Origin of the sequence: Arenibaculum pallidiluteum, assembly GCF_017355985.1 — a bacterium.
Classification (GTDB): domain Bacteria; phylum Pseudomonadota; class Alphaproteobacteria; order Azospirillales; family Azospirillaceae; genus Arenibaculum; species Arenibaculum pallidiluteum.
This window is the reverse complement of record NZ_JAFIQU010000001.1, coordinates 770,892-783,576: the sequence shown is the minus strand read 5'-3', so window position 1 is coordinate 783,576 and position 12,685 is coordinate 770,892. Positions and strand designations below refer to the sequence as shown.

Annotated in this window: 13 protein-coding genes; 3 read left to right on the top strand and 10 right to left on the bottom strand. The window is 69.5% G+C overall.

Annotated elements, in window-relative coordinates:
* Nucleotides 1-27: 27 nt before the first annotated feature.
* The 6 genes from JUB13_RS03765 to JUB13_RS03740 are packed head-to-tail and all read right to left on the bottom strand — an operon-like array spanning nucleotide 28 to nucleotide 5,688.
* Nucleotides 28-849 (bottom strand): phosphodiesterase, encoded by an 822-nt coding sequence (locus JUB13_RS03765; protein WP_207477449.1) that lies wholly within the window; start codon nucleotides 847-849, stop codon nucleotides 28-30.
* 5 nt (nucleotides 850-854) lie between these two features.
* Complete coding sequence (locus JUB13_RS03760) at nucleotides 855-1,910, bottom strand: ABC transporter ATP-binding protein (protein ID WP_328702858.1); 1,056 nt, start codon at nucleotides 1,908-1,910, stop codon at nucleotides 855-857.
* Entirely contained in the window at nucleotides 1,907-2,713 is an 807-nt protein-coding gene (locus JUB13_RS03755) for an ABC transporter permease (RefSeq protein ID WP_207477317.1), read from the bottom strand. The genes JUB13_RS03760 and JUB13_RS03755 overlap by 4 nt, the downstream gene beginning before the upstream one ends.
* Before the next feature lie 4 nt (nucleotides 2,714-2,717).
* The gene (locus JUB13_RS03750; protein ID WP_207477316.1) at nucleotides 2,718-3,623 is read right to left on the bottom strand and encodes an ABC transporter permease; all 906 of its coding nucleotides are present in this window, start codon (nucleotides 3,621-3,623) and stop codon (nucleotides 2,718-2,720) included.
* On the bottom strand, nucleotides 3,623-4,639 hold the full coding sequence (locus JUB13_RS03745; protein ID WP_207477315.1) for an ABC transporter substrate-binding protein: 1,017 nt from the start codon (nucleotides 4,637-4,639) through the stop codon (nucleotides 3,623-3,625). Before JUB13_RS03745 ends, JUB13_RS03750 begins: the two co-directional genes overlap by 1 nt.
* A gap of 29 nt (nucleotides 4,640-4,668) precedes the next feature.
* On the bottom strand, nucleotides 4,669-5,688 hold the full coding sequence (locus JUB13_RS03740) for a substrate-binding domain-containing protein (protein ID WP_207477314.1): 1,020 nt from the start codon (nucleotides 5,686-5,688) through the stop codon (nucleotides 4,669-4,671).
* A gap of 284 nt (nucleotides 5,689-5,972) precedes the next feature.
* On the opposite strand from JUB13_RS03740, the gene JUB13_RS03735 reads away from it, so the two are divergent.
* A complete protein-coding gene (locus tag JUB13_RS03735; RefSeq protein WP_207477313.1) occupies nucleotides 5,973-7,052 on the top strand; it encodes a Na/Pi cotransporter family protein in 1,080 nt (359 codons plus the stop codon).
* Between the two features lie 4 nt (nucleotides 7,053-7,056).
* Here JUB13_RS03735 and JUB13_RS03730 read toward each other — a convergent pair whose 3' ends face one another.
* The 4 genes from JUB13_RS03730 to JUB13_RS31755 are packed head-to-tail and all read right to left on the bottom strand — an operon-like array spanning nucleotide 7,057 to nucleotide 10,030.
* Nucleotides 7,057-7,782: a MotE family protein gene (locus JUB13_RS03730; protein WP_207477312.1), complete on the bottom strand. Its 726-nt coding sequence runs from the start codon at nucleotides 7,780-7,782 to the stop codon at nucleotides 7,057-7,059.
* Nucleotides 7,783-7,785: 3 nt separating this feature from the next.
* Complete coding sequence (locus JUB13_RS03725) at nucleotides 7,786-8,505, bottom strand: DUF6468 domain-containing protein (protein WP_207477311.1); 720 nt, start codon at nucleotides 8,503-8,505, stop codon at nucleotides 7,786-7,788.
* Nucleotides 8,486-9,535: a flagellar motor switch protein FliM gene (gene fliM / locus JUB13_RS03720; protein WP_207477310.1), complete on the bottom strand. Its 1,050-nt coding sequence runs from the start codon at nucleotides 9,533-9,535 to the stop codon at nucleotides 8,486-8,488. Before fliM ends, JUB13_RS03725 begins: the two co-directional genes overlap by 20 nt.
* A 9-nt stretch (nucleotides 9,536-9,544) precedes the next feature.
* Nucleotides 9,545-10,030 carry a flagellar basal body-associated FliL family protein gene (locus JUB13_RS31755; protein ID WP_207477309.1) on the bottom strand — a complete coding sequence of 162 codons (486 nt, stop codon included), beginning with the start codon at nucleotides 10,028-10,030 and terminating at the stop codon, nucleotides 9,545-9,547.
* A gap of 219 nt (nucleotides 10,031-10,249) precedes the next feature.
* On the opposite strand from JUB13_RS31755, the gene fliF reads away from it, so the two are divergent.
* Together fliF and JUB13_RS03705 are read left to right on the top strand one after the other, a co-directional pair.
* A complete protein-coding gene (gene fliF, locus JUB13_RS03710; RefSeq protein ID WP_207477308.1) occupies nucleotides 10,250-11,953 on the top strand; it encodes a flagellar basal-body MS-ring/collar protein FliF in 1,704 nt (567 codons plus the stop codon).
* Nucleotides 11,954-12,685 carry a FliH/SctL family protein gene (locus JUB13_RS03705; RefSeq protein WP_207477307.1) on the top strand — a complete coding sequence of 244 codons (732 nt, stop codon included), beginning with the start codon at nucleotides 11,954-11,956 and terminating at the stop codon, nucleotides 12,683-12,685. It begins immediately after the preceding gene.

The window sequence follows — 12,685 nt, the reverse complement described above, 5'->3', positions numbered from 1 at the left end:
CCCGGAGCTCACTGCGCCCGACTTGCCCTAATCGATCAGGCGCCCCTCGGGGTCGAAGAAGGGCGACGCCCCGCCGAAGTCGCCGATCACGGCCGTATGGCTGCGGATGCCGGCCTCCGCGTCCCAGAGATGGATCTGGAAGCCCGGCGGCTCCATCACGAAGGCCGAAGGCCCGTCCTGGGTCAGGTCCAGCGCGACCTGATGTGCGACCGACGGCGCGGTGGAGGCTAGCGTCCCGCCGAACCGCGCCTGGATGGGCCGGTGGATGTGGCCGCAGAGCACGCGCTCCACGTGAGGATGCCGGCGTAGCACCTCGTCGAAGGCCGGAGCGTTTCCGAGGCCGATCCGGTCCATGTGGGCGATGCCGGTCCGGAAGGGCGGATGATGCATCAGGATCGCGGTCGGCGCCCCGGGCGCCTCCGACAGCCGGGCATCGAGCCATCGGAGCCGCTCGTCGCAGAGCATCCCGCCCCCCTGGCCCGGAACGACCGTGTCGAGCGCGATCAGCCGCAGCGGCCAGTTCTCGACCGCATAATGGAGGAAGCCGCCGTCACGCGGCAGATAGTCGTGGTCGGCGAAGGCCGCGGCGAGCGGTGCGCGCTGGTCATGGTTGCCGGGGATCACGTAGAGCGGCAGCGTGAGCGGCTTCAGCAACTCGCGCAGGAGCGCGTATTCCTCGGGAAGGCCGGCGTCCACGAGATCCCCGGTGATCACCACCACATCGGGCTGCGGATCAAGGCGCAGCAGGGCGTCCACGGCGGCCCTGAGGTGGAGCGCCGTGTCCACCCTCCTATAGGCGAGGCGCCCCGCGGGCTTGACGTGCAGATCGGTGAGCTGGGCGATGAGCATGGCGGTCACGGGCTCAGGATGCGGGAGGGATCGATACGCAGCCGGATCTGGTCGCCGCGCGCGAAGGGCCGGTGCGGGTCGGTGTCGATGGTCAGCTCCGTTCCGTCGGAGGTTTCCGCCACGAGGCGGGTACGGTCGCCAAGGAATACGGCCGCGGAAATCCTTGCCGGTAGCGTGTAGCCTTCGGCACCCGCCTCAGGCTCGACCGTGAGATCCTCGGGGCGCACCATCACCTCGACCGGCCCCATGGGGCCGGACCAGGGCAGGGTGGCGCCGCCGATGCGGAGGAGTCCGCCGCCACCCTCGGCCGGAAGGCGGTTCATGGTGCCGACGAAACCCGCGACGAAGGGGCTCGCAGGGTTGCGGTAGATCTCGCGCGGCGTGCCGATCTGCTCGATCCGTCCCTTGGACATCACGACGATGCGGTCGCCGAGCGCCATGGCTTCCGCTTGGTCGTGGGTCACGTAGACGGCAGTGATTCCGAGATCCTGGAGGAGCCGGTCGATCTCCAGCCGCAGCGTATCCCGCAGCTTTGCGTCCAGCGCCGTCAACGGCTCGTCCAGGAGCAGCACGCGCGGGCGGACGACCAGCGCCCGGGCAAGGGCGACCCGTTGGCGCTGACCACCCGAGAGCTGGTCGATGCGCCGGTCGGCGAGCGGGGCGATATGCGTCATCTCCAGCATCTCGCCGACGCGCCGGGCTCGTTCCAGGCGCTCGATTCCGCGCACGCGCAGCCCGTAGCCGACGTTCTCGGCGACGGTCATGTTCGGGAAGAGGGCATAGCTCTGGAACACCATGCCGACGTTCCGCCGCTCGATCGGCAGCGCCGTGACGTCCTCGCCGCCGAAGACGACGCGGCCGCCCGCGTCCGGCCACTCCAGGCCGGCGATCAGCCGCAGCAGCGTGGTCTTCCCGCAACCGGACGGGCCGAGAAGGACGAGGGTCTCGCCGCCCCCGATCTCCAGGTCCACGGGATCGAGGACCCGGACGCCCCCGTCGAAAGTCTTGGCGCACCGGATCATGCGGATCGGGACGGGTTCGAGGTGAAAGGGCTGGGTCACGGCTTGGCCTTGCGGGTTCGCGGGCGTCCTGTCGCGCCGAAGCGCTGAAGCAGGACGAGACACGGGATGATGATCACGAAGAACACGACGGTGTAGGCGCTGCCGATCTCGATCCGCAGCGAGGCATAGCTGTCGGCGAGCCCGACGGGCAGCGTCTTGGTCAGCGGCGTATGGAGCAGCCAGGTCAGGTTGAACTCGCCCACGGAAAGCGTCAGGACCATCAGCGACCCCGCCAGGATCCCTGACCGGCAGTTCGGCAGGACAACGCCGAAAAATCGCTGGTGGAAGCGGGCGCCGAGGCTCGCCGCGCCCTCCTCGAGCATCCGCAGGTCGATGGAGCACAGCACCGCGAGCACCGACCGGACCATGAAGGGCAGGGTGAAGAGGACATGCCCCACGAGGATGAAGAGCCAGCTGCGCCGGAAATCGCCGAAGCCGCCATAGGCGACGATCAGCGCCAGCGCCGTGGCGAGGCCGGGAACGGCGACCGGCATCACCAGCAGCTCCTCTATGGCGCGGGCGATCCGGCCGGGGCGGCGCGCCAGCACGTAGGCCGCCGGCACGCCGAGGACGAGGGTGCAGGCAAGACAGGCCAGCGCGATGCGCAGGGACAGGAAGATCGTGTCGGCGTACAGCCGCCAGACCTCGCCGATCCAGCGCAGAGTGACGCCGCCGCCGATTCCGACGAAGTAGTTGGCGGTGATCCCGGCCATGATGGACAGGCAGACCGGAACGATCAGGAAGGCGCAGACCAGCAGCGTGAAGCCGAGCTGCAGCCAGAAGGCGATGGGGCGCGACCTCATGCGATCACCCGGCCGCCGCGACGCTGCTGCCGGCGAAGTTGCGGGCGAGCGCCAGCGCCACCCAGGTGACGAGGCCCAGGACGAAGCTGAGCGCGGCGGCCGTGGCGATGTTCGCCTGCAGTGTGAACTCGGTGTAGATCGTCATGGGAAGCACCTCGATCCGGGTCGCCAGGGTGAAGGCGGTGCCGAAGGCACCCATGGCCGTGGCGAAGCAGATCGCGCCGGCCGACAGGAAGGCGGGTTTCAGGGCCGGAAGGACCACATGCGCCATGACCTGCCAGGGGCGCGCGCCGAGGGAGCGCGCCGCCTCTTCGAGCCGGGGGTCCAGTTTCTCCGCGGAGGCCATCACGGTCAGGATGACGCGCGGGATCGAAAAGTAGACATAGCCCAGGAAGAGGCCGGTCATCGAATAGGCGAAGACAAGCCGCTCGCCTGTCAGCGCGCGCGAGACCTCGCCGACGAGGCCCTGCCTTCCGGCCAGCATGATCACCATGAAGCCGATCACCACGCCTGGGAAGGCCAAGGGAAAGGTCAGCAGCGCCACCAGCAGCGAGCGGCCTGGAAAGCGGTTCCGCTCGAGGAACAGGCCGGCGGCCGTCGCGATCGCCAGCGTGACAGCCGTGACCGCCAGGGAGAGCAGCACCGTCGAGACGAGGCTGGAGAGATGGGCCGGGTTGGTCAGCACAGAAAGGTAGGCCGACCACCCGGCCGCACCCGAGCCTCCGATCGCGAAGAGACGAGCCAGGGGAACCAGGAAGAATGCCGAGAACACCACCGCGGCCGGCGCGAGCATGCCCGCGAGCAGGACGGCCTCGCGCCGGCCGGTCAGCCGGAGAGAAGGCGTGGTTCGCCCGCGCCGCGACCGCAACGGCAGGGCTCCCGCGCCGCTTCCTTCGCCCCCGGTCGCCATCAGCGAACTTCCGCCTGGTAACGGTCCATGAAGCCCTTCTGCGCCGCGGCCATCGCGGTCAGGTCGACGGCCTTTGCGCGGGTGTAGTCCGCGGCCGGCAGGAACTTCGCCGCCGCATCTGCCGACAGGGCCGAGGCCCGGACGGGACGCATGAAGGCATTGGCCCACAGCGACTGGCCGCGGTCCGACAGCACGAAGTCCAGCACCTTCTTCCCGCTTTCGGGGTTGGGGCCGTCCTTGACGAGGCTCATGACATAGGGGACGGACACCGTGCCTTCGGCGGGGATCACGAACTCGACAGGGGCCTTGTCCGTGTACTTGGCGCGGTAGGCGTTGAAGTCATAGTCGAGCAGGATCGGGATCTCGCCGGACAGGACGCGTGCGTAGGAGGTCTGCTTCGGGACGATCGGGTCGTTCTTCTGCAGGGCCTTGAAGAAGTCGATCGCCTTCGAGAAGTCCTTGTAGCTGCCGCCCATGGCTTCGTTGACGGCGACCGCGCCGACATAGCCCACCGCCGCGCTGGTCGGGTCGAGATAGCCCACCATGCCCCTGTAGTCAGGCTTCATCAGATCGGCCCAGGAGCGCGGAACCGGCTTGCCACCCAGGGCGGCCGTGTTCACGAAGAAGCCCAGAGTGCCGGAGTGGATCGTGAACCAATGCCCCTCGGCATCCTTCATGTCCGTGGGGATCTCGTCCCAATGCGCGGGCTTGTAGGCTGCCGTGACGCCGGCTTCCTTGGCCTGGATGCCGACCGAGCCGCCGAGATAGACGACGTCGGCCACGGGATTGGCCTTCTCGGCGATCAGCGCCGACAGCGACTGGCCGGAGTTCTTGTTGTCGTGGGGCACCGAGATGCCCGTGACCTCCTTGATCGCCTTCAGCTGCGCCGCCCAGTCGGCCCATTCCGGCGGGCAGTTGTAGCAGATGGCGCTCTGGGCCCGGGCCGTACCGGCGGCAAGTGGTGCTGCGAGCGCCGTGGCGACGGCCATGGCCGCCAGGAGCAGTCTTCGCGACATGGTGATCCTCCTCTGTATCGCTCGGATGACTAGGGCTGCGGTGACGGGGCCGGTCCGAGCGACCCCCCGTGCCGGAGCGTGAAGGGCAGGGTGAGCGGCGGGGCCGGCGGCGCCCCGTCCAGCCTCGCCAGAAGTCTCTCGAACGCCGCCTCGCCCATGGCGCGCGCCGGCTGGACGACGGTCGCAAGGCTTGGGCGAAGCAGGCTGCCGAAGCCGATTCCATCGAAGCCCGCGACCGATACGTCGTCCGGGATGCGAAGGCCGAGATCGTGCAGGGCGCCCATCACCGCCAGCGCCAGCAGGTCGTTGGAGCAGAAGAGAGCGGTCGGCCGACCCGATCCCGTCAGGGCGGAGCCGAACCCTCCGCCGAGGCGCAGATCGTCGAAGGCGACCTCGATCACGGGCCCAGGCGGCAGGCCAGCCTCGTTCAGCGCCGCCATGAAACCCGCATGGCGCTGCCTGGACCTGTCAGAAGCCAGAAAGCGCCCCGCGATCATGCCAATCCGCCGATGGCCCAGGGCGATCATCGCCGAGACGACCACGCGGGCAGCGGCGATGTTGTCCACGGCCACGGCCGGGCGGCAGGTAGCCTCCGGAAGGTTGTAGACGAGTTCGTAAGGGGTTCCCGACCGGTCGAGCTTCGCAAGGGCAGCGCTGCGGTCGGCATCGGCCACCGTCACCACGAGCCCCTCTACGCGATGGGAAAGAAGGCTCTCGATCTCCGCATCCTCGCGTTCGGCGTCATAGCCCGTCGCGGCAATCAGGACCGAGTAGCCCGCGCGCCGTGCAGCCGCCTGGATTCCGCCGACGCTGTCCGCAAAGACGGGATTCGAGAGGGATGGGATCAGGACGCCGAGGACCCGGGTCCGCGCGATCTTCAGGCCACGTCCGAGTCTGTTCGGGCGGAACTCCAGTTCCGCGGCCGCCGCGCGGACCTTCGCCGCGGTGACCGGGTTCGCGGGAACGTCGCCGTTCAGCACGCGCGAAACGGTCGCGATCGAGACACCTGCTCGTGCCGCCACGTCGCGTATCGTTGCCAGCCGCGCCATTCCCGCTCCTGCCTGGGTGCGGGCCGGACGCTAGAGCCGCGACGTTTCAGCCGCGTGACACGCTGGAAACGTTTTCATGAAACGATCCGGTACATGGTCCGGTACATGGATCGAGTCGCCGGACCGGCGTGTAACGAAAACGACATGCAATATTCATGGATTAATCCGCGAACTGCTCCTGTGATCCTCTGTTGGCATCCGAGCGACCACTTGGCGGGGCGATCAGGATGCTTAAGGGCATTTTCGGGAACGTCTTGCGGCTGCTGCGCCGGCGCAGGGCAACCTTGGGCCAGGTCACAGCCGCCATGGTGCTCGCGTCCGCCTGCATGGCGGGAGTGGCCCTGGCGCAGGACGACACCCCGGGGCAGGGAACGCAGCCCGTCGACTGGGTGTCGGTTGCCATCGGGTTCGCGGCAGGACTGTCGCTGTTCCTGTATGGCGTGACGCTGCTCTCGGAGCGCCTGCGGGAGATCGCGGGGGACCGGATGCGGCGGACCCTCGAAGCGTCTGCTCGCAACAGGGTCGTGGGCGTGGCGACGGGCACCGTCGCTACCCTCGTCCTGGACAGCTCGTCGGTGACGATCATCGTCCTGATCGCCATCGTGAATGCGGGGCTGCTGACCTTCGCCCATGCGCTGCCGGTGATCATGGGCAGCAACATCGGGACGACGCTTTCCAGCCAGCTCTTCGCGCTCGGGATCGACGAGTATGCGCCGCTGGGACTGCTCGCGGGGCTGCTGGTCACGGTGCTGTCGAAGGCCGAGCGCTGGCGCCGCGCCGGCATGATCGTCTTCGCTCTTGGCCTGATCTTCTTCGGCCTGAACGTCATCGGCGACGCCGTCAGGCCGCTGGAGGATCAGGCGGCGCTGGTGCGCTGGATGCAGAGGATGGAAACGCCCCTGCTGGGGGCCGCAGCGGGCTGCGCGATCACCGTGCTGATCCAGTCCTCCAGCGCCACCATGGGAATCGTCATCATGATGGCGAGCCAGGGCCTGGTGAGCCTCCCGGCCGGCATCGCCATGATGCTGGGTGCCGAGATCGGCACCTGTGCCGACACGCTCGTCGCGACGCTCGGGCGTTCGCGCGACGCCGTCCGTGCGGGCGTATTCCACCTCGCCTTCAACGTCGTCTCCGTGGCCCTGGGGCTCGTCTTCATCCAGCAGCTCACCGGCTGGGCCGTTGCCAGCGCCGGCGACGTGGCGCGCCAGATCGCCAACGCGCACGTCGCCTTCAACGTCCTCGGGACGCTGCTCTTCCTGCCGTTCACGGCAACGATCGCGCGGCTTCTCTCCCGGGCGATCCCGGACGGCCGGACGGAGCCGATGCCGCCCGCGGACGCGGTTCCGGCCCGGCAGGCGCGGTGACGGCTCAGCGCGCCAGGCGGGTCTCGGGAGCGCGCGTCTCGACCAGCTTCCCTTCCGCCGCACGGCGGTCGCCGGGAAGCTGCCGGCGCTGCATGATCGCGCGGGTGACCTCGCGGGCCTTGGCGTCGGCCAGCTCGGCGATGATGGGGGCGGAGCGGCGCTCCGGCAGCCGGTCGAGCAGGTCGATCACCATGTCGGTCTCCAGATCGCCGAAGATGCGGGCCGCATCCTTCGGCTTCATGGCCTCGTAGATCGCGACCATCCGCTTCAGGTCCTCCTCGGCGAGGTCGGAGCGCTGCTGCATCAGCGCCTCGACATCGCGCTTGACCGCGCGCAGTCGGTCGAGCTGCGTTCCAATCCGCATCTCGGTGGCGGAGAGCACGGCCTCGGCGTCGGCAAGCCGCCGCGAGCGCCTGTCGATCTCGCTGCGCTGGTCGGCGATGGCGCTGGCGAGCGCGGGATCGCCGCAGTTCGCGAGCGGCCCCGCCGGCAGCTGCGCCGATGGCAGCGATGTCGCCTGGGTCTCGCCCTGCGGTGCCGCAGGAGCCGGCGCCGCCCTGGCGCCCGAATCCGCGGCCGCCTTCAGGTCCTTGGCCCAGGGGCGGTCATGGGCGCCGAAGCCGGGGCTGACCTGCTGCGCGAATGCGGGGAACCCCTCGACGAGGCTGCCGAGCTTCAGCGGCAGCACCAGCATGAGGGCGACGAGGGTGAGCGGGATGACGCGCAGCATCGGTCAGGTCCGGGCGGGCAGGGTGCGGAGCGCGGCGTAGAACTCGCCGACGCCGAGCCGGTTCTCGGTTTCCGGGCGGCGCGGGGCCGCGGCCAGATCCGCCGGCGAGATCTCGCGGAACGGCATGGCCGCCGCCTCGCGCGGCTCCTCGGCCGCCGCCTCGACCTGGCTGCGCAGGGCCTCCATCAGCGCGGCCCGGGCCTTCTCGCGCATGTCGGCGGTGACCGGCGGCTCGGCCGCCGCGGAGGGCGCTCCCGACGCGACGGCCATGCCATCGACCTTGGCGGGGGCCGCCGCATCGTCCTCGCCGGGTTCGGCGCTGGCGCGGGGATCGGGCGTGACGGCCGGCGCGGCTGCTCGCTGCGGCCGGGTCGCCATGCCCTCGTCGAGCCGCTTCAGAAGCTGCTGGGCGTGGCGGCGGGAATCGTCGAGCCGCGCGGCCGTGCGCTCGCAGGACCCCAGCAGCAGGCCAACCTCCTCCTTCATCTCGGTCGCGCGCTCGACGGAGCTGCCGAGCACCGCCGCGACCTCGGTGGCCGAGCCGACGAGCCGCCGCACCGAGGCGTCGGCCTCGTCGATATCGCGGGCGAAGCCCTTGATCAGGGTGCCGAGCTCGGACTGGCCGTCGCGCAGCACGCGGAGCCGCCGGTTGACGACCACCATGTAGCCGGTCGCCGTGACCAGCATGACCGCAAGGAAGGCGTCAATGAGATAGGAGACCATCGATCAGCTCTCCCCTGGTGTCCAGGTCCGTGTCGATCTTGACAGAGATGTTCTCTGAGCGCTGGCCCATCCGGCCCGCGAAGAGGGGCGTCTCGCCGCTGACCAGGATCACTTGGTTGTCCGGACTGATCCGCAGCTTCAGCGAGGTGCCCTTCTTCCAGGCCAGCACCTCGGCGAGCGGCACCTCCATCTGGTGGAGGACGGCGATCATGTCGAGGCGCGTGCGCTGCAGCTCCGAGCGGAGATGGGTCTCCCAGACGGCGTCGCGGCCGAACTTCTCGCCCATGAACATCTGGACGAGCTTGTCGCGCACGGGCTCCAGCGTTGCGTAGGGGATCACGAGCTCGGCATGGCCGTGCCGGCCATCGACCTCGATCCCGATGCGCACGCGGATCGCCGCGTTGGTGCCGCGGGTGATCGCCGCGAATTGCGGGTTCACCTCGAGCCGGTCGAAGAGGAAGTCGACCTTGGTCAGCGGCGCGAAGGACTGGGTTAGATCCTGCAGGATCGTCTTGACCAGGCGCTCCGTCAGCTTGCGCTCGACCGAGGTGTAGGCTCGCCCCTCGACGCGGCCGGGCCTGGAGCGGCGGCCGCCGAGCAGCACGTCCATCATGCAGTAGATCAGCGAGCTGTTGACCGAGACGAGGATCTGGTTGTCCCACTGCTCGGCGCGTGCGACGCCGATCAGCGCGGGCAGCTCGATGGTGTCCAGGAACTCGCTGAAGCGCACCCAGTCCACGCGGACGAGCGTCGCCTCGACATTGCCTGAGGTGAGCTGGCGCAGCGAGCCGTTCAGCAGCCGGACCATCCTGTCGAAGACGATGTCGAGGAGCGGCAGCCGATCCTTGTTGATGGTCGTCGAGTTGACGAGCCGCTGGATGGCATCGACGCCGGGCTGCATGCCTCCCTGACCAGGTCTGTCCCCGAAGTCGAGCAGGTTGTCGATCTCGGCCTGGTTCAGCTGTTTGTCGATGCCCATGGCCGCGGCCATGTCGAGTTCTTCGTCATCCGGGACGTTCGGATCGCTCATGACTGGTCCCTACTGCGTGAGGAAGCTTCGGATCAGGACGTCGGCGACGGCATTCTCGCCGAGCAGCAGCGCCAGACGCCGGCGCATCTCGACACGCAGGCGGAACAGCCCGGCCGATCCCTGCATGTCCGTGTCGTCCAGCCCCCGCAGGTATTCCTGCAGGGCGCTGACGACCTTCGGCTGGTCCTGGGTGAGGAGGGCGCGGCGCTCCTCGGTCGTCGCCAGCGTGATGCCGATCTTGAGGTGCCTGGATCGCGAGGCCGGGTGCAGGTTCACGATCATATCCGGCAGCTCGACATAGGCGTGGACGGCGGCGCTCTCGGTGCGCGGCGCGAGCAGGCGGTCCAGCCCGCCTTCGCCTGCCGAAAGACGGAAGCCCGCAACGGCGGCTCCGACCACCAGGCCGGTGCCCACGAACGCGAGGACTAGGCGCCGCAGCGGCAGCGCCAGCAGCACTCGGCCGGCGCGCCCAGGCGTCGTATCCGCGCTGCCCACGCGGAGTCCAATCGACCGAAGGGTAGTTCCAGCCATTACTGGACAGCCTGCACAATTTTAAATGAAATCGACTTCAAGCTGCGGCTCCGGTGACTGGGACTCTGTGGCGCCTGTCGGATTTTTTACGCGCTTTAAAAGCTGTCTCGATAGTTTCGGCGTGCCCGTCACCGAAGTTATGGGCGCCGATTTTCGGAAACTTTAAAGCTCGGAGCGGCCGTCGTGAGCAGTCTCCTGGACACCCTGCGGACCCTGGGCCGGATGCGCCTGATGGCGCTCGGCGGCGTCGGTCTCGGCATCGTCGTGGCCGTGGGCGCCATGGCGGTGCTGCTGTCGCGTCCCGCCATGATGACCCTCTACTCGGGGCTCGACCCCGCCGAGGCCGGACGTCTCGTGAAGGCGATCGAGGAGACCGGTGTCCCGGTGTCCCTGGCGCACGAGGGCAGCGCGGTGATGGTGCCGCAGACCGATGTGGCGCGGGTGCGCATGGCGCTGGCCGAGAAGGGGCTGCCGTCGCGTCGCGGGACCGGATACGAGCTCTTTGACAGCGACAAGCCGCTGGGCATCACGAGCTTCATGCAGAAGGTGAACCGCCTTCGCGCGCTGGAAGGCGAGCTGGGGCGGACCATCGAGACGCTGTCGGGGGTCGATGCGGCGCGGGTCCATCTGGTCCTGCCCGACCGCGAGGCCTTCTCGCGCGATGCTCCGGTTCCCACTGCCTCGGTCCTGGTGCGCATGCGCGGCAACGGCGCCCTGGAGCGCCGGCAGGCACTGGCGATCCGGCACCTGGTCTCGGCCGCGGTGCCGAGCCTGAAGCCCAGCTCGGTCACCGTGATGGATTCCGCGGGCGAGGTCCTGCTGACCGAGGAGGACGGCGGCGGCATCGCGGCTGCCCGCAACGAGGGCCTGCGCGCCTCGACCGAGCAGCGCCTGAACCGCGCAATCGAGCAGGTCCTCGCCGCGCGGCTCGGGCACGGCAACGTGCGTGTGCAGGTCGCGGCCGAGCTGGAGACAAAGCGCGAGGTCCTGCGCAGCACGACCTTCGACCCCGCCAGTCAAGTCGTGCGCTCGACCCAGACCGTGGACAGCCGCGAGCGGAACACCGACGCGGCGGGCCAGACGCCGACGACGGTCGAGCAGAACCTGCCCCAGCGCGACGTCCGCGCGCAGCCGCAGCCCGCTCAGTCCAGCTCCGAGACCACCCGCCAGGAGGAGACCGTCAATTACGAGGTCTCGAACGTCCAGCGCGAGACCATGATCGAGCCCGGCGACATCCGCCGCCTGACCGTCGCGGTCCTCGTCAACGGTCGAACCTCGACAACCGAGGACGGCTCGCGCGTCTACGAGCCGCGCAGCCCCGAGGAGCTGGCGAAGCTCGCGGAGCTCGTCCGCTCGGCGATCGGCTTCAGCGAGGCACGTGGCGACAAGGTGACGGTGGAGAACCTGGAGTTCACCGACCCCACGGTGGCACTGCCGGAGCGCGGCGTCAGCGAAGCGGTGATGGACACGCTCTCGCGCAACGTCATGACGCTGATCCAGTGGGTCGTCCTGATGATCGTCATGGCCATGGTGATCCTGATGGGGTTGCGGCCGCTGATCCAGCGGATCGCGCCGCCGGCCGCGATCCCGGACGAGGGCGCCGCGGAGGGCGCGGCCATGGCCGCCGGGGAGCAGCCCGCGCTGCAGCTCGCGCCGCCGCAGCCCGGCGCCCCGGCGGCGGCTCTGGCCGCCCCCAGGGACGGGGACGCGGTGCCGGAGCTGCCGCCGCAGGAGCTCGGCGAGACCATGGACCAGCTCATCGAGCTGCGTGCGGTGGAGGGGCGCGTGCGCGCCTCGTCGATCCGGCGCCTCGGCGACATCGTCGACCAGTATCCCGACGAGGCGATCAACATCCTGCGATCCTGGCTTTACGAGGAGGCGGCGTAAATGGGGTTCCCACGCTACGCGTTCGACCAGCGCTTCGACGATCCGCCGCCGGCAAGCTTCCTCGACCCCAGCGCGCAGCCCAATCCTCAATCCGGTCCGCATCTCTCCGTACCGCAACCCGCGCCGGCCCCCGAGCCGGATCCCGGTGAGCTGCTGCGCTACACCGAGATCGACATGACCTCCGCGGTCGCCCGGGCCGAGCTCACGGCCTTCTCCGAGGGCTACGAGCGCGGCCGCGCCGATGCCGAGGAAGAGGCCGCCCGCCGGGCCGAGGCCCGGCTCGGCGACCTGATGGCGACCTTGGCGGACCGCCTCGCCGAGCTCGGCGGCAAGACCGACGAGATCGATCGTCTGCGCGAGGCGGAGGGCGCGGCGGTGCTCGGCGCGCTGGTCCGCCAGCTCGTGCCGCGCCTGCTGCGCCAGCAGGCCGAGGAGACGCTGGCCGGGCTGGCGGCCGAGGCGCTGCGCGTCGCCGGCCGGCGTCCGGAGATTGCGATCCACGTCCATCCCGATTTCGTCGAGCCGCTGAGGCGGCGGCTCGATGCCGGCGGCAAGGGGTCGGCTCCGCGCGTCGATGTCCGGCCCGACATCCGGCTGGCTCCGGGCGCGGTCGAGGCCGACTGGGAGACCGGCGGCCTCTCCTACGATCCAGCCGAGATCGAGCGGGGGATCGCCGCCCTCGTGGATCAGGCCTGCCCCGCGCCGGCTGAATCCGGCTCAACCCAACAGTGA

What these genes read in the sequence shown, in the direction of transcription:
- JUB13_RS03765 (WP_207477449.1), bottom strand. Translation starts at nt 849, where the DNA reads ATGCTCATCGCCCAGCTCACCGATCTGCACGTCAAGCCCGCGGGGCGC.
- JUB13_RS03755 (WP_207477317.1), bottom strand. Translation starts at nt 2,713, where the DNA reads ATGAGGTCGCGCCCCATCGCCTTCTGGCTGCAGCTCGGCTTCACGCTG.
- JUB13_RS03750 (WP_207477316.1), bottom strand. Translation starts at nt 3,623, where the DNA reads ATGGCGACCGGGGGCGAAGGAAGCGGCGCGGGAGCCCTGCCGTTGCGG.
- JUB13_RS03745 (WP_207477315.1), bottom strand. Translation starts at nt 4,639, where the DNA reads ATGTCGCGAAGACTGCTCCTGGCGGCCATGGCCGTCGCCACGGCGCTC.
- JUB13_RS03740 (WP_207477314.1), bottom strand. Translation starts at nt 5,688, where the DNA reads ATGGCGCGGCTGGCAACGATACGCGACGTGGCGGCACGAGCAGGTGTC.
- JUB13_RS03730 (WP_207477312.1), bottom strand. Translation starts at nt 7,782, where the DNA reads ATGCTGCGCGTCATCCCGCTCACCCTCGTCGCCCTCATGCTGGTGCTG.
- JUB13_RS03725 (WP_207477311.1), bottom strand. Translation starts at nt 8,505, where the DNA reads ATGGTCTCCTATCTCATTGACGCCTTCCTTGCGGTCATGCTGGTCACG.
- fliM (WP_207477310.1), bottom strand. Translation starts at nt 9,535, where the DNA reads ATGAGCGATCCGAACGTCCCGGATGACGAAGAACTCGACATGGCCGCG.
- JUB13_RS03705 (WP_207477307.1), top strand. Translation starts at nt 11,954, where the DNA reads ATGGGGTTCCCACGCTACGCGTTCGACCAGCGCTTCGACGATCCGCCG.